This is a genomic window from Streptomyces sp. NPDC025793, assembly GCF_055558375.1.
The window spans coordinates 255,742-274,741 of the sequence record NZ_JBVHMR010000011.1 but is presented as its reverse complement, the minus strand read 5'-3'; the positions used below and the strand labels follow the sequence as shown (position 1 = coordinate 274,741).

At 71.9% G+C, this 19,000-nt stretch carries 18 protein-coding genes; 5 read left to right on the top strand and 13 right to left on the bottom strand.

The window, feature by feature from the left end; translation table 11 throughout:
* Positions 1-567 precede the first annotated feature (567 nt).
* Both ACZ4MF_RS22710 and ACZ4MF_RS22705 read left to right on the top strand, forming a co-directional pair.
* Complete coding sequence (locus tag ACZ4MF_RS22710; RefSeq protein ID WP_467493741.1) at positions 568-1,023, top strand: RNA polymerase sigma factor; 456 nt, start codon at positions 568-570, stop codon at positions 1,021-1,023.
* Positions 1,020-1,469, top strand: a complete 450-nt coding sequence (locus ACZ4MF_RS22705; RefSeq protein WP_467493740.1) for a hypothetical protein — start codon at positions 1,020-1,022, stop codon at positions 1,467-1,469. The genes ACZ4MF_RS22710 and ACZ4MF_RS22705 overlap by 4 nt, the downstream gene beginning before the upstream one ends.
* Before the next feature lie 4 nt (positions 1,470-1,473).
* Here the strand turns inward: ACZ4MF_RS22705 and ACZ4MF_RS22700 are convergent, their stop codons facing one another.
* From ACZ4MF_RS22700 to ACZ4MF_RS22675, 6 genes are all read right to left on the bottom strand, one after another.
* Positions 1,474-2,379, bottom strand: coding sequence for an alpha/beta fold hydrolase (locus tag ACZ4MF_RS22700; protein WP_467493739.1), 906 nt, complete (start codon positions 2,377-2,379; stop codon positions 1,474-1,476).
* Positions 2,380-2,487: 108 nt separating this feature from the next.
* Complete coding sequence (locus ACZ4MF_RS22695; protein WP_467493738.1) at positions 2,488-3,198, bottom strand: hypothetical protein; 711 nt, start codon at positions 3,196-3,198, stop codon at positions 2,488-2,490.
* The gene (locus ACZ4MF_RS22690) at positions 3,188-3,565 is read right to left on the bottom strand and encodes a DUF6114 domain-containing protein (RefSeq protein WP_467493737.1); all 378 of its coding nucleotides are present in this window, start codon (positions 3,563-3,565) and stop codon (positions 3,188-3,190) included. Before ACZ4MF_RS22690 ends, ACZ4MF_RS22695 begins: the two co-directional genes overlap by 11 nt.
* 103 nt (positions 3,566-3,668) lie before the next feature.
* On the bottom strand, positions 3,669-4,361 hold the full coding sequence (locus ACZ4MF_RS22685; protein ID WP_467493736.1) for a DUF6230 family protein: 693 nt from the start codon (positions 4,359-4,361) through the stop codon (positions 3,669-3,671).
* 228 nt (positions 4,362-4,589) lie between these two features.
* Entirely contained in the window at positions 4,590-5,444 is an 855-nt protein-coding gene (gene prcB / locus ACZ4MF_RS22680) for a proteasome subunit beta (protein ID WP_467493735.1), read from the bottom strand.
* Between the two features lie 74 nt (positions 5,445-5,518).
* Positions 5,519-6,529, bottom strand: coding sequence for a lysylphosphatidylglycerol synthase domain-containing protein (locus ACZ4MF_RS22675; protein WP_467493734.1), 1,011 nt, complete (start codon positions 6,527-6,529; stop codon positions 5,519-5,521).
* A 215-nt stretch (positions 6,530-6,744) separates the two neighbouring features.
* Here ACZ4MF_RS22675 and ACZ4MF_RS22670 point away from each other — a divergent pair, with 215 nt between their 5' ends.
* Positions 6,745-7,128, top strand: coding sequence for a BlaI/MecI/CopY family transcriptional regulator (locus tag ACZ4MF_RS22670; RefSeq protein WP_356040217.1), 384 nt, complete (start codon positions 6,745-6,747; stop codon positions 7,126-7,128).
* On the top strand, positions 7,125-8,018 hold the full coding sequence (locus ACZ4MF_RS22665) for a M56 family metallopeptidase (protein ID WP_467493733.1): 894 nt from the start codon (positions 7,125-7,127) through the stop codon (positions 8,016-8,018). The genes ACZ4MF_RS22670 and ACZ4MF_RS22665 overlap by 4 nt, the downstream gene beginning before the upstream one ends.
* 45 nt (positions 8,019-8,063) lie before the next feature.
* Here the strand turns inward: ACZ4MF_RS22665 and ACZ4MF_RS22660 are convergent, their stop codons facing one another.
* Positions 8,064-10,427 carry a glycoside hydrolase family 65 protein gene (locus ACZ4MF_RS22660; protein WP_467493732.1) on the bottom strand — a complete coding sequence of 788 codons (2,364 nt, stop codon included), beginning with the start codon at positions 10,425-10,427 and terminating at the stop codon, positions 8,064-8,066.
* Positions 10,424-11,164 (bottom strand): HAD family hydrolase, encoded by a 741-nt coding sequence (locus ACZ4MF_RS22655; RefSeq protein WP_467493731.1) that lies wholly within the window; start codon positions 11,162-11,164, stop codon positions 10,424-10,426. Before ACZ4MF_RS22655 ends, ACZ4MF_RS22660 begins: the two co-directional genes overlap by 4 nt.
* 105 nt (positions 11,165-11,269) lie before the next feature.
* On the opposite strand from ACZ4MF_RS22655, the gene ACZ4MF_RS22650 reads away from it, so the two are divergent.
* Complete coding sequence (locus ACZ4MF_RS22650) at positions 11,270-11,932, top strand: nucleoside/nucleotide kinase family protein (RefSeq protein ID WP_467493730.1); 663 nt, start codon at positions 11,270-11,272, stop codon at positions 11,930-11,932.
* A 3-nt stretch (positions 11,933-11,935) separates the two neighbouring features.
* Here ACZ4MF_RS22650 and ACZ4MF_RS22645 read toward each other — a convergent pair whose 3' ends face one another.
* The 5 genes from ACZ4MF_RS22645 to ACZ4MF_RS22625 all read right to left on the bottom strand — a co-directional run bounded on the left by ACZ4MF_RS22645 (position 11,936) and on the right by ACZ4MF_RS22625 (position 18,814).
* On the bottom strand, positions 11,936-13,765 hold the full coding sequence (locus ACZ4MF_RS22645) for a hypothetical protein (protein ID WP_467493729.1): 1,830 nt from the start codon (positions 13,763-13,765) through the stop codon (positions 11,936-11,938).
* Positions 13,766-13,836: 71 nt separating this feature from the next.
* Entirely contained in the window at positions 13,837-15,555 is a 1,719-nt protein-coding gene (locus ACZ4MF_RS22640; protein WP_467493728.1) for a hypothetical protein, read from the bottom strand.
* A gap of 2 nt (positions 15,556-15,557) precedes the next feature.
* Entirely contained in the window at positions 15,558-16,460 is a 903-nt protein-coding gene (locus ACZ4MF_RS22635) for a carbohydrate ABC transporter permease (RefSeq protein ID WP_467493727.1), read from the bottom strand.
* The gene (locus tag ACZ4MF_RS22630; protein WP_467493726.1) at positions 16,457-17,368 is read right to left on the bottom strand and encodes a carbohydrate ABC transporter permease; all 912 of its coding nucleotides are present in this window, start codon (positions 17,366-17,368) and stop codon (positions 16,457-16,459) included. The genes ACZ4MF_RS22635 and ACZ4MF_RS22630 overlap by 4 nt, the downstream gene beginning before the upstream one ends.
* Positions 17,369-17,485: 117 nt before the next feature.
* Positions 17,486-18,814 carry an extracellular solute-binding protein gene (locus ACZ4MF_RS22625; RefSeq protein WP_467493725.1) on the bottom strand — a complete coding sequence of 443 codons (1,329 nt, stop codon included), beginning with the start codon at positions 18,812-18,814 and terminating at the stop codon, positions 17,486-17,488.
* Between the last annotated feature and the right edge of the window lie 186 nt (positions 18,815-19,000).

The window sequence follows — 19,000 nt, the reverse complement described above, 5'->3', positions numbered from 1 at the left end:
TGCGCGGTCGTCGGCATCAGGGTCAGGGCGGCGGCCGCGGCGCCGGTCGTGGTGATGCCGGTGAGGGCGAGAGTGCGCAGGCGGGCGATGCGGGTACGAGCGGTCGTGGTCATGCGAGAGCAACCCTCCGGTGGGGGACATCGTGGGGTGGCGGCCGCTGCTGACGGCTGCGCGTGGGACGGGGCGGGCGCCCCGAACCGCGCACGGGAGCGGTCGGGCCCGGCGGGGATCCGCCCGGCCGCCGCCTGGCTCCCGGCGACGAGAAACATGGTTAGCGGTGGTCGAGGCGGGACGCAATGATGTGACGTACTACCCCAGATCGGAGGAATGACCGATATTTATGCATATATCAGCTTTAAAGCCTGTTCAGAGCACTCTGCTGGTACGACGCCGGATAGGATGTGATCTGGCTCCTATGGGTGGCGTCACGCCTCACGGCGCCTGAGAAGGGGCGACCCGCGGGCTGTAGTGTCCGCGGTGATGGACGGCTCAGCAGGAGAACCCCGGCCGCCGTGGGATGCCGTGGCCCCACTGGTGCGGGCGGCGCGGGCGGGCGATGTACTGGCGATGGACGAGGTGCTGACCGTGGTGACGCCGTATGTGACCCGGCTGTGCCGGCCGATCGCTCTGTCGGATGGTGAGGATGCCGTCCAGGAGGCGTTGACCGCGGTCTTCGTCGGGATGCGGGGGCTGCGCGATCCACAGGCGTTCTACGGATGGGTGCGCACCGTCACCGTGCGCGAGGCGGTGCGGGTGGCGCGGCGAACCGCCGTCGAGCGGGCCGTCGATCCCGACGAAGTCGCCCGCCTGAGCGGCCTCGTCGTCGGTGACGGCGAACTGTCGGCACAGGTACGGGACGTGCTCGCGCGGATGCCCGTACATCATCGTGCCGTGCTCGTCCTGCGCGAGCTTGAGGAGCTTGATGAACGACGTGCGGCCGAGATGCTGGACATCGCGCCCGGCACGGTCAAGTCCCGGCTGCACCGCGCCCGTTCGGCGTTCCGGAAGGCATGGCAGCAATGACCGTTGATGCCGTCACCCGGCTACGGCTGCTGGCCGCGGGCCTGCACACCACGATGTACGAGGAGCAGCTCCTGGAGCTGCCGTACGACAAGGTGTGGGCGGTCGCCTCGGATCTTGCGGGCGAGCTGCCCCATCTGGTGCCGGTGTTGCGCGAGTTCCGCGTGCCGCCCGGCGACGCCGATCGCAAGCGCGCCCTGGCGGTGGGCCCGCTGGGCTGCCGCAGCGCCTTCGAGGTACGGCTCGCGCCCGGCTGGTGTCTCATGCAGTCGCGGCTCGTGGTGGGGGGTATGGCCGCCGTGCCGGAGGGCGACGGCACACGCTTCGCCATGCTCGGCGCGGCGCGTCCCGCCGCCCTGCGGCCGGTTCAGTGGGCGTACGCACTCGGGGCCCGCCGCAGCCGGGCCTTCATCGGGAAGGTCGCACTGCGGGCGGCCTTGCGTCCTTAGCCGTTCAACGCCCCGTCGCGAACAGCTCCCTCATCGCCCCGGCGACCGCGTGGGGACTCTCCCGGGGCAGGAAGTGGCCGGCGCCCGGCACGATCCGTACGGTCAGATCGTCCGCGTGGCTCTCGCCCCCGGCCAGCATGGACGGCGGTATCACGTTGTCCCGCTCGCCGCCCAGCAGCACCGTCGGGACGGTCAGCCGCTGCCCGCGCCGCACGCCGCGCAGCAGCGCCGGGATCTCGCGCACCACGTACTGCCAGAACATGGCCTGTCCGGCATGCGCGCTGACCTGCGCCGCGGCGCTGAACTCCGCGAGCTCGCCGGGCTGCCAGACCGAACGGTCGGCGACCTGGTGACGCAGCAGGCAGCGGCAGAACGCCGGCCAGTGGCGCAGCACGGCCCGGCCGATCACGGGATACTCGACGAAGGCGGTGTACCACTGCCGCCACAGGTTCGGCAGGACGGCCCGCTGCCGCGGCCACGGGTGCGCCATGTTGAGCGCCAGGTACCCACGGAAGCGCTCCGGGGCCCGCAGACACATCCGGAAGCCGATCTGGGCGCCCCAGTCGTGCCCGACGAGATCCACACGGTGGAGCCCGAGTACGTCCAGCAGCGCGAGCATGTCGTCGGACAGGCCGTCGATGTCGTAGCCGCGTCGGGTCTGCTCCGACCAGCCGAAGCCCCGCAGATCCGGGCAGATCAGCCGACGGCCCGCGGCGGACAGCTCGGCGACCCGGTGCCAGGCGAACCAGTGCTGCGGAAAGCCGTGCAGCAGCAGGACCGGCGCCCCGGTCCCGTACTCGGCGACGTGCAGCCGGATGCCGCGCACCTCGGGCCAACTGTGCCTCGCTCCTTCGGCGTTCGGGAGCGGCCTGCCGACGGCTGCCGTCATCGAGCCGGTACGTGATGTCATCGCGAACACCTCTCGCCTCCGGCGGGCCTCCTGAGGACCCGCTTCGGCATGCCAGGAGGAGGGGCCGGGCCAGAACGTTCCCTCGGCAGCGCGCTCGTCTGCCGGCGGCTACGTCGTCGTGAGGTGGGGCCTGGGCAGTTTCAGAGTTCCGCCGGTCAGGCGGATCCGGTAGAGGGCCGCCCCTTCGATGACGACCGCTCGACGGCGGACGTTCCCCGCGGCCGGAAGCCGAGGAGAGAGCCAGTGCGGCACGGAGCTCGGGCTGATCACGACTCGTCCGCGGGGCGCGGCCGTTCCGTGGCCCGGTCCGAAGCCCGTGCCGACCAGCTTTTCCGCGTACAGCGTCGCCGGGCTCCCGGCGGTGGCGACGGTGCCGGCGCCGGCCTTCAGGTGCCAGGTGGCGAGACGCCTTCGGACCGTCAGGTCGAGGTCGGCGGCTTCGAAGGAGCGGACGGTGAACTTGAGCAGGCGCTCGGTTCCCGCCGGGGTCCTGACGGTGACCACACCCGCGAACCGGGTGCCGTGCAGCACGAGCCGTCGCGATGTGAGGGTCCAGGAGTCCTCGGCGAGCACCTGGTCCCGCTCGTGCGGTCGCGTGCGGTGGCGCGAGGGATGGTGGCCGGGGGCCGGTCCCGTTCCCGGTGGCTCGGCCGCCATCGCCAGGAGAGCGAGAGGCAGTGAGCCCAGCAGCAACAGCTGCCCAACCGGTCCGGGAATTCCGGGACATGGGGTGCGCGCGCTCGGGACGCGTGCCGTGCGCATGCCGATCGCGACCGGCGTACCGTCGCACGGCGGGACGCCGGAGCGGTCACTGGGCACGTGGTCCGCCGTCCGCCGGTGGCGCCGAGGTGTCCTCGGGTGCCATCCAGGCGCAGGCGAGAGAGCCGCCGATCAGGCCGGGGAGCGTACCGAGCAGAAGGCCACCGAAGTTGGCGAGCGGCAAGGCGATCAGGGACATCAGGATCGCGGCGATTCCCGCGAAGAGGCGCGCGTTCTGCTGGAACCACAGCAGGAGGCCGAGCACGACGAGAAGGACGCCGATGACCAGCGACGCGGCACCGGCAGTGCTGGAGAGTGCCAGGGTGACGCTGCCCCAACTCAGGTGTGCGTAGGGGAAATAGATGATCGGCAGACCCGCTGACAGAGTGATCAGGCCTGCCCAGAAGGGTCGGGTGTCGCGCCACATGCGACATCCGTGTCTCGCGCGGGAGAGGGCGTCACGCCACTCGGCCGGCATGGTCGGGTTTTTCATCTCAGAGGGCTCACCACTCTTCGGGCACGCCGGCGGGTCAGAAGCATTCGTGGGCGCCCGATGTGAACGACAGGCGCGATCCGGGCAGGTCGAGAGAGCCCAGGGAAGCCGCGACGCTGTTGACACGGAGGTTGCGCATGGTGGTGGTCGTACTCTGCATCGCGACGCTGTTCGGGTCGAAGAATTTCGAGTCCCGGTCGCCGGGGGACACTTCTCCCGACGTGAGCGATCCGGCTGCGACGCCGATGTCCAGGTTCTTCAGGTTCGCCTCGCCGGCGTTGAGCAGGCTGATGTCGAAGAACATGTCCCGTGCCGTGGCGGGACGTTCGTGGTCGCCGGTCAGTCTCAGGGTGTAGGTGCCCAGTACGGGGATCGGGAAGCGGACCGACAGGCACAGCCCGTCGATCTTCGCGGTCCTCACCCCGGTGACGGCGACCGGCACGAGTCTGCCCTTGCGGGTCACGTCCACCATGCCGTAGACGCTCATGCCCCTGCCGGTCAGGGAGTCCGCGGCGATCTTGAAGGTCTCACCGGAGATGAAGAACGATGCCGCGAGGGCGCCTTGAGCCACGCTCACGGTCAGGACGGCCGCGCCGGCAATGCTCGGGGCCAGGACGGCGGCAAAACGCTTCCAGCGCGTCCTTCGCATTTTCCCACTCCGCACGACGATCGTCCTTGAATATCTGCCGAATTCCCCATCCACTTCGTTGAACGGCGACGGGTCGAGCATCGGACACTCCGGGATGGTCCGCAAGCCCGGCGCCGCCGTTCTCGTGCGAAGCCGCCCGGATGACCTATCGCGCCGCCCGGGTGCGCAACAAAGGAGGAACCCAGATTTTCGCCACCGGCGCGGCCGACAATCATATGAGGATTTCTCCGTCACCCGCGCTTCGGCGTGCTCTCCGAAAAGACCGATCTCGAATTGTTCGAGAATGCGGGCCAAAGGGGTCGGGCGGGGTCAGGGCGCGGCGTGCGGGCCGTCCGGGCGGTCCTCGCGGCGCAGGATCATCTCCCGGCTCAGCTCCTCGGTCTCCTCCTCCGGAAGCCGTGCGAAGCCGTCCGCGGTGATCACCGAAACGACGGGGAAGATACGGCGGTTCAGGTCGGGTCCGCCGGTGGCCGAGTCGTCGTCCGCCGCGTCGTACAGTGCCTGGAGGGCGGCGAGCACGGCCTCGCGGCGGGTCAGCCCCGGGCGGTACAGCTTCTTCAGGGCGCCCCGGGCGTACGGCGAGCCGGAGCCCTCGGCGTAGAAGTCGTGCTTCTCATAGAGACCGCCGGCCGGGTCGAAGCCGAAGATGCGGCCGCGGCCGCCGTCGGGTGCGGTGAGGTCGTACCCGGCGAGCAGTGGGACGACGGCGAGGCCCTGCATGGCCTGGGCCAGGTTCTGCCGGATCATGGCCGCGAGCCGGGTCGCCTTGCCCGCGAGGGTCATCGGGGTGCCCTCTATCTTCTCGAAGTGCGTCAGCTCGACCTGGTACAGGCGGACCATGTCGACGGCGAGTCCGACGGTGCCGGCGAAGGCGACGGCCGTGTAGTCGTCGGCGGGGTGCACCTTCTCCAGGTCGCGCTGGGCGATGAGGTTGCCCATGGTGGCCCGGCGGTCGCCGGCGATCAGCACGCCGTCGCCGTAGGTCAGGGCGAGCACGGTGGTGCCGTGCGGGAAGCTGTCGGGCGCCGTCCGCACGCCGCCGGGCAGCCGGGGCGTGGTGGGCAGGAGTCCGGGACGGTGTGCGGCCAGGAACTCGGTGAAGGACGACGACCCCGGTGTGAAGAACGCCTCGCTCGGCAGCCCCGCTGTCTCGGTCCCGGCCATGGCTCTCCCCCTCCAGTACGGCATACGACACCCGACTCCTACCTGAAGTGGCCGCGCGGGAAACTCCCCGCCCTTCACAGGGCCTTGCGTCGCACCATCACCGCGAGCACCAGCAGGCCCGGGACCAGGGGCAGCCACACGGTCAGCAGCCGGTAGCCGAGGACGGCGGAGGCGGCGGACGCGCCGGGGGCGCCGGCGACGGTGAGGGCGAGGGCGAGCGCCGCGTCGAGGGAGCCGAGTCCGCCCGGTGTGGGCAGCAGCGCGGCGGCGCTGCTCGCGGTGAGGTACAGCAGGGCCACCTGCAGCGGGGGCAGCGGCAGTCCGACGGCCTGGCCGACGGCCACGACGACCAGGGAGTGCAGCCCGGCGAAGACGAGGGAGCCGCCCCACAGGGCCGCCGCGCGGGCGGGGCGGGCGTGCAGGGCGCGGATGTCGGCGAGGACGGGGGTGAGGGCCCGGCGGCACCGCGCCCACCAGGGGGTCACCAGCAGCACGGCCAGCAGGAGTACGGCGCCCAGGGCGCAGGCGAGGACAGTCGTGGACAGGTGCGGCAGCCGCAGCAGGCCCGGGCAGGCCGGGACGAGCAGCGCGATCAGTGCGAGGCGGACGACGGCACCGGTGGCGGCCTTGACGGCGAGAGCGCCGGCGCTGCGGGCGGCGGGCAGTCCGCAGCGCATCAGGAACCGTACGTTGACCGCGCCCGCGCCGAGGCCCGCGGGCAGCAGGTGGTTGGCGGCGGAGGCGGCGAACTGGGCGGCGACCAGCCGGGGTCGGGGCAGCCGCGGTACGACCGCGCCCTGCTGGGCGAGCGCCGAGGCCGCCCAGGTGCCGAGGGCCGCGGTCGCGCCGACCAGCATCCACCCCTGGTCGGCACCGGCCAGCCGCCCGGCTCCGCTCTCCAGCGCGGGCCAGTGCCGGCGGGCCAGGTAGGCCCCGCCGAGCAGGACGGCGAGCAGGACGCCGAGGTGCCAGGGCGCGGGCCGGTGGACGACGGAGGAGGCGGCGGCGAGTTCCGTGGGCAGGGGCGTCGCCGTGGGCGGGGACGATTCCGTGCCCGCGGTCGTTTCCGTTCCGGGAGCCGTCATCGGCCGCTCCGGGCGTGGGCATCGCGCGATACCGCGTGTGTGGCGTGCGCACTGGCGGCCATGATCACCCCTCTTGCCCCGTGGCGGGCGGAGCCCTTGCAACCCTACAGCCTGTAGGGCCAAGGGAAAACACCCCCAAACTACCCCGTATCGCTGGCTCTTGTCGGACGGACAGGCCCATCCGGCCCACGCACTACGCGCTGTAAGGTGGGGGCATGGCTGGCACGGAGTCCCGCGGCAGGGCGGAGCGGCGCAGCGCCGGGGAGCTGGAGAGCGAGGTGCTGGCCGCGCTGTGGGCCACCGAGCGGCCGCTGACCCCGGCGGAGATCCAGGCCGAGGTCGACGGGGCGCTCGCCTACAACACGGTGCACACGATCCTCAAGCGTCTGTACGACAAGGGGCTGGTGCTGCGCGACGCGGCCGGACGGCGCGGCGCGTACCGGCCGGCGAAGAACGCGGCCCAGCTGACCGCCGAGGCGATGCACGAGGCCCTGGACCGGGGCCCGGACCCGATCGCCGCGCTCCAACAGTTCGTCACCGGGCTGAGCCCCGAGGAGGAGCGCGCGCTGCGCGAGGTGCTCGCCGGGGGCGGCGCATGATCTTCGACGTGTACGGACCGCTGGTGGTGTCCCTGCTGCTGGCACTGGTCGGCCCGGTGATCGCCCGGCGCGTCGCCCCGGCACTGGCCGCACCGGTGCTGGCGTCGGCCGCCGTGCTGACGGCCGCGGCCACCACCTGGTCGCTGGTGCTGCTGGCCGCCGCGCTCCTCGGGGACGCCCCGCCGGTGATCCGTGAGGCGCGCGAGGCGGGCCGTCCGGTCATGGACCCGGTGCCGGAGGTGATCGGGCTCGGCGCGAGTGCCGCGCTGCTGGTCGTCGCCGTACGGCTGCACCGGGCGGTGCGCGCCGAGCGGTCCACGCGGCGGGCACTGCGGCGGCTGTGCGCAGGGCAGCCGGCGGACACCGAGCTGATCGTCGCGGCCTCCGCGGTGCCCCAGGCGTTCGCGATTCCGGGCCGGCCCGGCCGGATCCTGGTGACCTCGGCGATGCTGAGCGCACTGACCCCGGCCGAACGCCGGGTGCTGCTCGCGCACGAGCGGGCCCATCTCACGTACCGGCACGGGGCGCTGGTGACGGCGGTGACGCTCGCCGCGGCCGCCAATCCGCTGCTGCGCCCGGTGCGTACGGCCGTCGCGTTCCTGGTGGAGCGCTGGGCGGACGAGCGGGCCGCGGACCTGGTCGGGGACCGCCGGACCACCGCCCGCGCGCTGGCCCGGGCCGCGCTCACGGCGGGCCGCGCCCGGGCGGCCTGCGCCCTCGGCTTCACCGACCGGGCCGTCACCCGCCGGATCGCGGCCCTCCACACCACCCCTCCCCCACGCCTGTGGACCGCCGCCGCGGCCGTCCTCGCCCTGGGCGCCCTGCCCGCCCTGCTGGCCGCCGACGCAACGGGCGACCTGATGGGGCTGCTGTCCGGCGCACTGAGCTGAGCCCGGCGGCACACGTCGTGCCCGCCCGACGTGTGCCGCCGGGCCTCAGCCCGCGTGCGGCGTCCGGTGCGGCGGCTGCTCGGGGGCCGGGCGGCGCACCGGTGGCGGTACGGCGCGGACGGCAGGGTCGGCGGTGGTCACCGTCAGCGGCTCGCCGTGGTGGCGCAGGGTCAGGGGCGGGCCGGCGAGGAGCGCGTACGTCGCCTTGTCCGGTCCGATGTCCACGCGCAGCGTGCGGCCGCGAAACCGGACGTGGAAGGCGAGCCGGCTCAGCCGCTCGGGCAGCCGGGGTGCGAAGCGCAGGTTCTCGCCGTCGCGGCGCAGTCCGCCGAAGCCCGCCACCAGCGCCATCCAGGTGCCGGCCAGCGAGGCGATGTGCAGCCCGTCACGGGTGTTGTGCTCCAGGTCCTGTAGATCCATCAGGGCCGCCTCGGCGGTGTAGGCGTAGGCGAGGTCGAGATGACCGGTCCGTGCGGCCATGACGGCCTGGCAGCAGGCGGACAGCGAGGAGTCCCGGACGGTCAGCGGCTCGTAGTAGGCGAAGTTCCGGGCGATCTGCTCCTCGGCCGCGCCCGCGTCGCCCCGCTCGAACCAGTCGCCGCAGGTGTACATGGCCAGCACCAGGTCGGCCTGTTTGACGACCTGCTTGCGGTAGAGGTCGAAGTAGGGGAAGTGGAGGAGCAGGGGGTACTGGCCGGGGCGGGTGCCGGCGAAGTCCCAGCGCTGGTAGCGGGTGAACCCGGCGTGCTGTTCGTGGACGCCGAGTTCGGCGTTGTAGGGGACGTGCATCGCCGCGGCGGCGTCCCGCCAGGCCGCGCTCTCCTCCGCGTCCACACCGAGCCGGGCGGCCTGGTCCGGGTGGCGTTCGACGGCGTCGGCCGCCGCGAGCAGGTTCCGCCGGGCCATCAGGTTGGTGTACGTGTTGTCGTCGGCGACCGCGCTGTACTCGTCGGGTCCGGTGACGCCGTCGATGTGGAAGTCGCCGCGGCTGTCGTGGTGGCCCAGCGAGCGCCACAACCGGGCCGTCTCCACGAGCAGTTCCGCGCCGACCTCGCGCTCGAAGCCGTCGTCACCGGTGGCCTCGACGTACCGGACGACGGCGTCGGCTATCCCGGCGTTGACGTGGAAGGCGGCGGTGCCGGCCGGCCAGTACGCCGAGCCCTCCGGTCCGGCGATGGTGCGCCAGGGGAACGCGGCGCCGGCGAGCCCGAGTTGGGCCGCGCGCTCGCGGGCCTCGTCCAGGGTGTTGTACCGCCAGCGCAGGGCCTCGGCGACGGCGGTGGGCGCGGTGTGGGTGAGCACGGGCAGCACGAACATCTCGGTGTCCCAGAAGGCGTGCCCGTCGTATCCGGAGCCGGTCAGTCCCTTCGCCGGGATCGCGCGCTGCTCGGCGCGGGTGCCGGCCTGCAGGACGTGGAACAGGGCGAAGCGGACGGCCTGTTGGATCTCCTCGTCGCCCTCCACCTCGACGTCCGCGCGGGCCCAGAAGTCGTCCAGGAAGGCCCGCTGGTCGGCGAGCAGCCCCGCCCAGCCGTCGTGCGCGGCGGCGGCGAGGGCGGCGTCGACCTGGTCGGCCATGGCGGGCAGCGAGCGGGTGCCGGACCAGCCGTGCGCGACCAGCTTCTCCACCCGCAGCGTCTGCCCCGGTTCCAGTACGGAGGTGACCGTCAGCCGGGCCACGTCGAAGCCGCTCTCGCTGCGGGTCGTCGTACGCTCCGGGCCGCTCACGACGTGGTCGGCGGCCACGGCGACGCGCAGACCGCTGCGCTTGGTGCGGTGCACCAGCCGCAGCCGGTGGTCGGCGGCGAAGTGGTCCTCCTGCTCCAGCGGCGACTGCAGCGCCATGGCCGCGCGCGGGTCGCCGTCGGAGGCGGGCAGGGTCTCGTTGGCGACCAGTTCGGACTGGATCACCACGCGGCTGCGGCAGCCGACGGCCTCGACCTCGTAGGCGACGGCGGCCACCGCGCGCTGGGTCAGCGACACCAGCCGGGTGGAGCGCACCCGGACCGTGGAGCCGGCCGGCGAGGTCCACTCGCAGGTCCGCTCCAGCACCCCGCGGCGCAGGTCCAGGACGCGTTCGTGGGCGACGAGCCGGCCGTAGCGCAGGTCGAACGGCTCGTCGTCCACGAGCAGTCGCAGGATCTTGCCGTTGGTCACGTTGATGACGGTCTGGCCCGACTCCGGGTAACCGTACCCGGCCTCGGCGTACGGCAGCGGGTGCACCTCGTGCACGCCGTTGAGGTAGCTGCCGGGCAGGCCGTGCGGCTCGCCCTCGTCGAGGTTGCCGCGCCAGCCGACATGGCCGTTGGACAGCGCGAACACCGACTCGCTCTGGGCGAGGACGCCGAGGTCGAGGGCGGTCTCGCGGACGGCCCACGGTTCGACGGCGTACGACCGGTCGGTGATCATTCCTTGCCTCCCAGCTCCGCGAGGTCGCCTACGACGATCGTCGCGCCGTGTGCGTACAGCGCCTCGCGCTGGCCGACGCGGTCGACGCCGACGACGTACCCGAACCCGCCCGCGCGGCCCGCGTCCATGCCGGCCAGGGCGTCCTCGAAGACGGCGGCCTGCGACGGCTCGACGCCGAGGTCGCGGGCGGCGGCGAGGAAGGTGTCGGGGTGCGGCTTGCCCGGCAGGTGCCGCTCGGCGGCGACGACCCCGTCGATCCGCACGTCGAAGTAGTGCTCGGCGTCGACCGCGCGGAGCACGTCGCGGCAGTTGGCGCTGGAGGACACGATCGCCGTGCGCAGCCCCTCGGCGCGCACCGCCTCCAGATAACGCAGGGTGCCCGCGTAGGCCTCCACGCCGCCGGTGCGGATCTTCTCGAGGAGCAGGGCGTTCTTGCGGTTGCCGAGACCGTGGACGCTGCGGGTCCCGGGTGGGTCGTCGGGGGTGCCCTCGGGCAGGTGGATGCCGCGCGAGTCGAGGAAGGCCCGCACTCCGTCGGCGCGGGGGCGGCCGTCGACGTACTCGTCGTATTCGGCGTCCGCGTCGAAGGGCCGCCCCGTCTCGCCGTCGTAGTCGCGCAGGAACGCGTCGAACGTCTCCTTCCAGGCGGCCGCGTGCACGAGGGCCGTCTTGGTCACGACCCCGTCGAGATCGAACAGACAGGCCTGGATCGCTTCTGGCAGACCGAGCTGAGTCATACCGGCACTCTTCCCCACGATCGGCGTTCGAGGGGTGGCGCACGCCACACCGCAGGGTACTTCTCGGCAAAGTCCGAGGCACGCGCCGGTGCCACACTGTGCGGTGTGCCGCTGACCTTCGACGACCTTCTCGATCGCGCCCGTGGCCTCGTCCGGGACCGCCGGCGTGCCGTGCTCGGCATCGCGGGCGGCCCCGGCGCGGGCAAGACGACCCTGGCCGAGCAGGTGGTGCGCGCCCTGAACGGGGACGGACCGCCCTGGGTGGCGCACGTCCCGATGGACGGTTTCCATCTGGCCGACGCCGAGCTGGACCGCCTGGGCCGCAGGGACCGCAAGGGCGCCCCGGACACCTTCGACGCGGCCGGGTACGCGGCGCTGCTGCGCCGGCTGCGCGAGGACACCGACGAGGTGGTGTACGCGCCCGGGTTCGAGCGGGTCCTGGAGCAGCCGCTGGCGGGCGCGATCCCGGTGGCGCCGGCCGCCCGGCTGGTGGTGACCGAGGGCAACTACCTGCTGGTGGCGGAGGGTTCGTGGGCGCGGGTGCGGCCGTGTCTGGACGAGGTGTGGTTCTGCGAGATCGCCGAGGACGAGCGGATCGGGCGACTGGTCGCGCGGCACGAGGAGTTCGGCAAGGACCACGAGAGCGCCGTGGCCTGGGTGCTGGGCACGGACCAGCGCAACGCCGACCTGGTGGCGGCGACGCGGGGGCGGGCGGACCTGGTGGTGCCGCCCGCCGCGCTCCCGGCCGTCGTGCTCCCCGAGCGCTGAGGCTCAGCGGCGCAGGGTGAGCGCGGGCTCACCCCGCTCGTCCCCGGCCACAGGGCCGAGGACCGCCGTGAACTCCTCGGTGCGCACGGTGAGTACCTCCCCGGCCGCTTCCAGGACGGGCGCGAACGATCCGCCCGGCCCGTACCGTACGGCGAACACGTGCAGCCCCTGCGGCGCGCCCGGGGCCGGGCCGGCCTCCAGGGCGGTGGAGGAGACCAGGTGCCGCCAGCCCTCGTCGGGGTCGCCGTAGCCGCGCGGGTCGGCGGCGAGAGCGAACGCGGTCTGTTCCTGGGTGAGTTCGGCGCGGGCGTCGAAGTGGTCGTCGCCCGACGCCGCCGGGTGGGTGAGGCGCAGGGCGCCCGCCGACGTCACCTCGCCCTCGGCGACGCGGCGCACCCGGTCGCCGTCGTCGGCGGCGTACGGCAGCCCGCACAGCAGGTACGGCGCTCCGTCGAGCCGTTCCAGGGCGACCGTCACCCACAGGCGCGTGCCGTCGGTGACGTACAGCGAGCGGACGTGGCGCAGGACGTGGTCGCGGCCCACGACCGGCTTGGTGACCAGCTTGGCGGCGAGATCGTCGGCGCGGACGTCGCGGACCCGCACCTCGCCCATCGGGCGGCACAGCAGGAAGCCGTCGGTGACCGGGCCGAAGCCGTGCTGGCGGTGCACGGCGGCGGGCAGGTAGTAGGTGCCGGCGGCCTCGATCAGGGCCGGGGTCATCCGGCTGTCGAAGGCCACGGAGACGGTGCCGGAGCGCAGTTGGTGGCGGGCGACGGCGGTCGACGGGGTGCGGTGCCAGCGCGTGGGGTCCTGGATCTGCCAGACCAGCATGAAGGCGAAGTGCCCGTCGATCCGGCCGTCACGCTGGACCGCGTGCCGGCCCCAGCGGGTGTCGCCCCGGTAGCGGCCCAGGTCGGTGCCGATGCGTGCGCCGAAGTAGCGCAGGCCGAGGACGGATTCGAAGCCGGAGTGCTGTTCGCTGTAGCGCGGGCCGCCGCAGTCGTAGCCGCCGCTGGTCAGCCGGGCGTCGAGGTAGCGGGCGAGGGTGTCGCCGTCCTCGGTGAACATCTCCGCGCCGCTGACGCGGTGGGCCTGGGCGAGGAAGGACAGGGAGATGGGGCCGTAGTTGTTGTCGTAGGCGCCGCCGTGCTCGGGCGGCAGCAGGGCGCCCCGGTCGCGGACCCGGTGGGCGCGGATCTCCTCGGCGTACAGGCCCAGTGCCCGTGCCCGTACCGACTCCCCCTCCTTTGCCGGGAGATGGCGGGCGAGCATCAGGCCGCCGACCACGCAGCCGATGGCCTGGTTGCCGGCCTCCTGCGGGTTGAAGAAGGTCGCCTCGGTCAGCCAGCGCCAGTAGCCGTGCGCCAACTCCCTTAGTTCGGCGCGCTGTTCGTCGTCAAGGAGGCCGTCGGCCGCGTCGAGGACGTTGACCGCCTGGAGCAGCGCCCAGACCGTGCTGGGCCAGTCGCCGATGGGGTGGGCGCCCGCTTCGAGGACGTAACGGGCGTACGGCAGAGCCGAGTTGGTCAGGCGCAGGTTGGGGTATCCGGGGTTGTCCCCGGTGTAGACACGCTCGCGGAGGTGGAAGGCGAGGCTGCGGCGGACGGCCTCGGGCAGCCGGGGGGCCTTGCCGCGCTGCCAGGCGAGGGCGAGCAGGGCGGTGATGCCGAGCGAGGTGTCGCCGACGTCGTCGAGGGCGTCGGGGTGTTCGAGGCTGCCCTCGGGGGTGAGGCGGGCGAGGGCCTGCTCGACGACGTCGGCGAGGACGGCGTCGTAGGCCTCGGGGGTGTCGGGCAGGTCGTGCAGGGGGCCGCGCTGGTGGGGGAGGTGCACGGGAGGGGACGGGAGGTGCAACGGGGATCAGCCCTTCATGCCTGAGGTGGCCATGGCGCGGGTCGTCGGGGTCACACGACAGGTGCGGGCCTGCGGGCGCGCAGTGCGACGGTCAGTGTGTGCGGGCCGTGTCCACCAATGTAGACGCGGTTCCCGGTCGTCGCATCGGTGCCGCCCACCACGGTGTGGTCCTGACCCGGGTCGTACCGCAGTACGTCGCTCCGGTCCGGCCCGGCAAGCGGTTCGCCTGCCTCGACGCCGGCCTCGACCCGGATCTCGTCGTCGCCGACCCGGTAGGTCATCGGCCCCCTCGTCAGGCACCAGCGTCCGTCGCCGATCGGTACGGCGCCCTCTGGCACGCCGCCCGGCCGGAAGGTCAGTTCGAGGGCCCAGGGCACCCGTGGTCCGCGGATGTCGATCCGCAGGTCGGCACCGTCCTCCCGCAGGTCCACCTCGACGCGCGTCGTGTGTGAGATTTCGTCCCGAGGCCGGTCCGGGAAGGCCATCGCGGCCGAGAAGCGTCCCTCGTCCGCGATCCGGTAGGCGCCGTCGTCCCGGCGCCGGCCCGGCGGGAGCGGCTGGTAGTAGGCGGCCGAGAGGGTCTCGGTGAGCCGGTAGCGGCTGTCGGAGAGGCGTTGCATGCCGGCGGCGCGGAACGGGCCCATGTCGAAGAAGCCCCGCGAGAGACGGACCGCGTCGAGGACGGCGTCGCCTGCGAACAGGCGCAGGAAGGTGGGATTGGAGGCGAGGCCCGAGCGGATGCGCCGGTGCTCGGGGACGTCGGAGCCGCCGTACACCACCGTGTGCGCGCCGGCCGAGGCGCGGGTGGCGAGGCGTGCGGTGGTGAGGTACCGGTCGCGGGGCAGTGTCTCCACGGCCGGCGCGGGCAGTGCACGGCACAGGTCCGGGGTGAGGAGGGTCTCGGCGAGCAGTCCGGGGTCGCCGACGCCGCCGGCGGCCGCCAGCCGGGCCGCCCGGCTGAAGTCGCCCCGGCCGGTGCGGACCGCGAGCAGCCGGTAGTGCGGCAGGTAGGGCGCCAGCGGGAACGGGTGGTTCTGGTCCTGCCGTCGCGAGTGGACGGTCTCCACCGTGCCGTCCGGCCTGATGAGGTCCAGGGTCGTGGCGAGATTGCGTTCGACGGCGTCCAGCAGGTCGGCGCGGCCGAGCACGCCGGCCAGCAGCAGGAGCGAAGGGTTGGACACGTGGGCCGCGTAGTTGGCGCTCCGTTCCGCGTACAGCCCCTCGGCGTCGATGTCGACGCCCTCGGCGAGCCATTCCGCCACGCGGTCGAGCAGCCGGTCGTCCGGGAACGACCGGTGCAGCCGGGCCAGCACCGCGCACAGCTCCCAGCGGTGGTTCGGGGTGTGCACCCCTCCGGTCAGGAGACTGCCGGAGGCGGAGCGGGCGATCTCGGCGAGCGCGGCCGTGACGTCGCGCAGTTCCGGCCCCGCGCCGGCGGCGAGGACGTGCGCGTCGCACACGTCGTTGACGGTGAACGCGGAATCCGGCGGTGACTGCACGTTGTCGCCGCCGGCGAAGAGGCCGGAGGGCGTCTGTGCGGCCCGCAGGGCGCGCAGGTGGGTCAGCGTGGCGGCGACGGCCTGCCTGCTGCCGTGCAGTGCCGAGTCCGGGGAACGGTACGCGGCGACCAGGGTCTTCACCCGGCGTGCCAGGCCGCGGTGCGGCACCCCGGCGGGTTCCTCGTCGGGGCCGGCCGCCAGCGGCGCGGCCAGCCGGTCGGCGGCGCGGGCCACCGCGCGGACGAACTCGTGGTCGAGCGGGGTGGGCACGGTCAGTCCTTCAGTCCGGCATTGATGTCGGCGCCCATGACGTAGCGCTGGAAGACCAGGAAGATGACGATCAGCGGGATCATGGAGATGACCGATGCGCCGAGCAGGACCGACCAGTTGATGTTCTGCGCGCCGACGATGCTCTGGATGCCGATCTGTACGGTGAACTTGGTGGGGTCGTTGAGCATCAGCAGCGGCCAGATGTAGTCGTTCCACCGCCACTGGAAGGACAGGATGGCGAGGGTCAGCATGATGGGCCGGGAGAGCGGCACCATGATCCGCAGGAAGATCGACAGTTCGCGGGCGCCGTCGATGCGTGCGGCTTCCACGAGTTCGTCGGGAACCGTCAGGAAGAACTGGCGGAACATGAAGCATCCGGTCGCGGTGAGCACGGCCGGGAGGATGATGCCGGTGAACGAGTTGTAGAGGCCGAGGTTGCGCACCACCAGGAACTCCGGGGCGAGCATGACCTCGCCCGGCAGCATGGTGGTGGCCAGGATGCAGATGAAGAACGCCTTGAGCCATTTGTTGTCGTACTTGGCCAGCGCGTACCCGGTGCAGCAGCTGGCTGCCACCGTGAGGACCGTCGTGATCACGCACACGAGGGTCGTGTTGACGAAGTACTGGGAGAAGTTGGCACTGCGCCACGCCGTCAGGTAACCCGACAGGGTGGGGTGGTGCGGAACCAGCGTCAGCGGATAGGAGAACAGATCCCCGGCCGGTTTGAGGGAGCTGAGGATGAACCACAGCACCGGCAACCCGTAGAGGCACGCCAGGATCCACAGCAGTGCCGTCGCGGACACCGCCCGCCGGACCCCGCCGCTGCCCGCGTTGCGGGTCCGCTTCTTCGAGACGGCCCGTCCGGGACCGGCGTCGACCGGGCGTGGCATGTCTGTGGTTGTCATCGGTTCTCCACCCGCCGGTTGACGATCAGCTGAACGATCGCGACGGCCATCAGGATGAGCATGAGCACGAACGACGCGGCGCTCGCGTAGCCGATCTGGCCCCGTTGGAAGCCGGTCTGGTAGATGTACTGGACCAGCAGGTTGTTCGACGTTCCGGGTCCGCCGTTGTTGAGGGAGACGAACAGCGGGTATTCCTTCATCGCGTTGATCGTGTTGAGCAGGATGACGATGAACGAGGTGGGCGCGATGCTCGGCAGCGTGATGCTGATGAACTGGCGCCAGGGACCGGCGCCGTCGAGCGAGGCCGCCTCGTAGTACGACACCGGCACGTTCTTGATCGCCGCGATGAACAGCAGCATCGAGAAGCCGGTCCAGGCCCAGGACGCCGCCATCACCACCACCAGCAGCGACAGGTCCGCGTTCGACTGCCACGGGACGGCGTGCCCGCCGAGCTTCTCGATGACGTAGTTGACCAGTCCGAAGTTCTCGCCGAACAGCCACCGCCACAGGACACCCACGACGATGGGCGACAGCAGCCACGGGATGAAGAAGACGACGCGGGCGAGCGACGCTCCCTTGGCGTGCCTGCTCACCAGCATGTTGGCGATGAGCAGCGAGAGCGCGAAGTTCAGCGGAACGAAGAGGACGGTGTACAGCAGCGTCCGGGTCAGCGCGTCGTAGAAGGAGGAGTCCCCGAACAGGTTGCTGTAGTTGTCCAGTCCGACGAACTGGAACGCCCCCACCCCCGTGTAGTTCGTGAAGGAGTAGACGAGCCCGATCACCGCCGGCCACACGAAGAACAGCGCGAAGAGCACGACATTGGCCGCGATGAGGACGAGCGGCGCGATCGTGTAGCTGCGGCGTCTCCTGGGCGGGCTCGCGGACACGTCCGAGGCGCGTTTTGTCATCTTCCTGACTCCGTGCTGGTGGAAGGGATTCCTGTGGGCTCACGCCATGAGCCCGGCGTCACGTGGGCGGCCAGGGCCGGGCGGCGGTGTCTCGGCCCCGCCGCCCGGCCCTGTGGTCTACGACCCGCCGCCGACCTGCTGGTTGTAGCCGGCCACGATGTTCTCCAGGGCCTTGTCGGCTGACTGCTGGCCGTTGATCGCCTTGCCGAGCTCCGTCTTGGTCGGGTCGGTCGTGAGGCTCTTGCCCTTCAGCACCCAGTTCGTCTGCGCGGTGTTGAAGTACCCGGAGATCGGGGCGTAGAGCGGTATCTCCTGGTTGTACAGCTTGAACGCCGCCTGCGCCGCCTCGGAGGTGAAGGGGTACTTCGGGTTCAGACCGCTCTCGACCGGGAGGAACCCGGAGGACTCGACCAGCTCGGTGTACTGCTTCGGCGCGTACACCCAGGACAGGAACTTCTGCGCGGCGGTGGCCGCGGCGCCGTTGTTGTCGAACCCGACCATCATGCCGCCGCTGTTGACGTCGCTCGCCTGGACCGGCTCGGCGGGAGTCGGGACGCTCGCCCAGTCGAACTTCTTGATGCTCTCCGCGAAGGCGGGAACCTGCCACACGCCGGACCAGTAGGCGACCACGTCACCGCTCTGGAACATGGCCGACGGGTCGGCGCCGCTGGTCCACACCGACTTCGGCATGGTCTTGTCGTCGTTCAGTCCGACGAAGTAGTTCACGGCCTTCTTGGTCGCATCGTCCACCGAGAACGTGCCGGAGGAGTCCGCGTGGACGTACTGCCCGCCCATCTCGTACACCATGGCGCGGAGCCGGGACGGCGACTGGTCGAACGTCAGGGAGTACTTGGCGCCGGTCTTCTCCCGGACCGTGTTCGCCGCCTTGATGAAGTCGGTCCAGGTCCAGGTCTTCTGGGGCGAGGCCGGGAAGGAGACGCCGGCCTTCTTGAACAGGGTCTCGTTGATGTACAGGCCGGACGCGGTGACGTCCGAGGGGATGGACAGCACCTTCCCGGACGAGTCCTTGGCGAGGAAGTTGCCATTGATGTTGTTGCTCTTGTCGTTGGCGATGGAGCTGAGGTCGAGCAGCTTGTTCGACCAGATCGGGTCCAGCGCGGGCACGTCCGCCACGTCCGGCAGAGCGTTCGCCTGAGCGGCGTTGTGGAGCTTCGCCGGGTAGCCGTCGTAGGGGATGTTGACGAGCTTGACGTCGACGCCGGTTTCCTTCTTGTACTGCGCCACCAGCTTCTTCCAGCCCGCGTCCTGCCCCGGAACCGTGGAGATCCAGAACGTCAGCGACTTGGAGTTGCCGCCCGAGCCGGTCCCCGACCCGCAGGCGGAGAGCAGAAAGGCACCTGCCGCAGCCACGGCAGCGAGGGGAACCACGCGGCGTATGCCGCCGCGGCCGAGTCGGCGGGAGCGCCGCACACCCACACTGGTCATCTTCGATCCCTTTTCGTCGTAGGGGGACGGAGCACGGCGCCGACCGAGGCGGCACGGGTGCGTTCTGCAGGTGAAATTTCGCTTCCCGGGGGCGCGGCCTCGCCCGGCCGCGTCGCCTTCGCGGGTGGGATCCCCGGCCATGAGTGCCGTCGTCGCACAAGCACGCCCTCGTGCGGCTGCCGTACG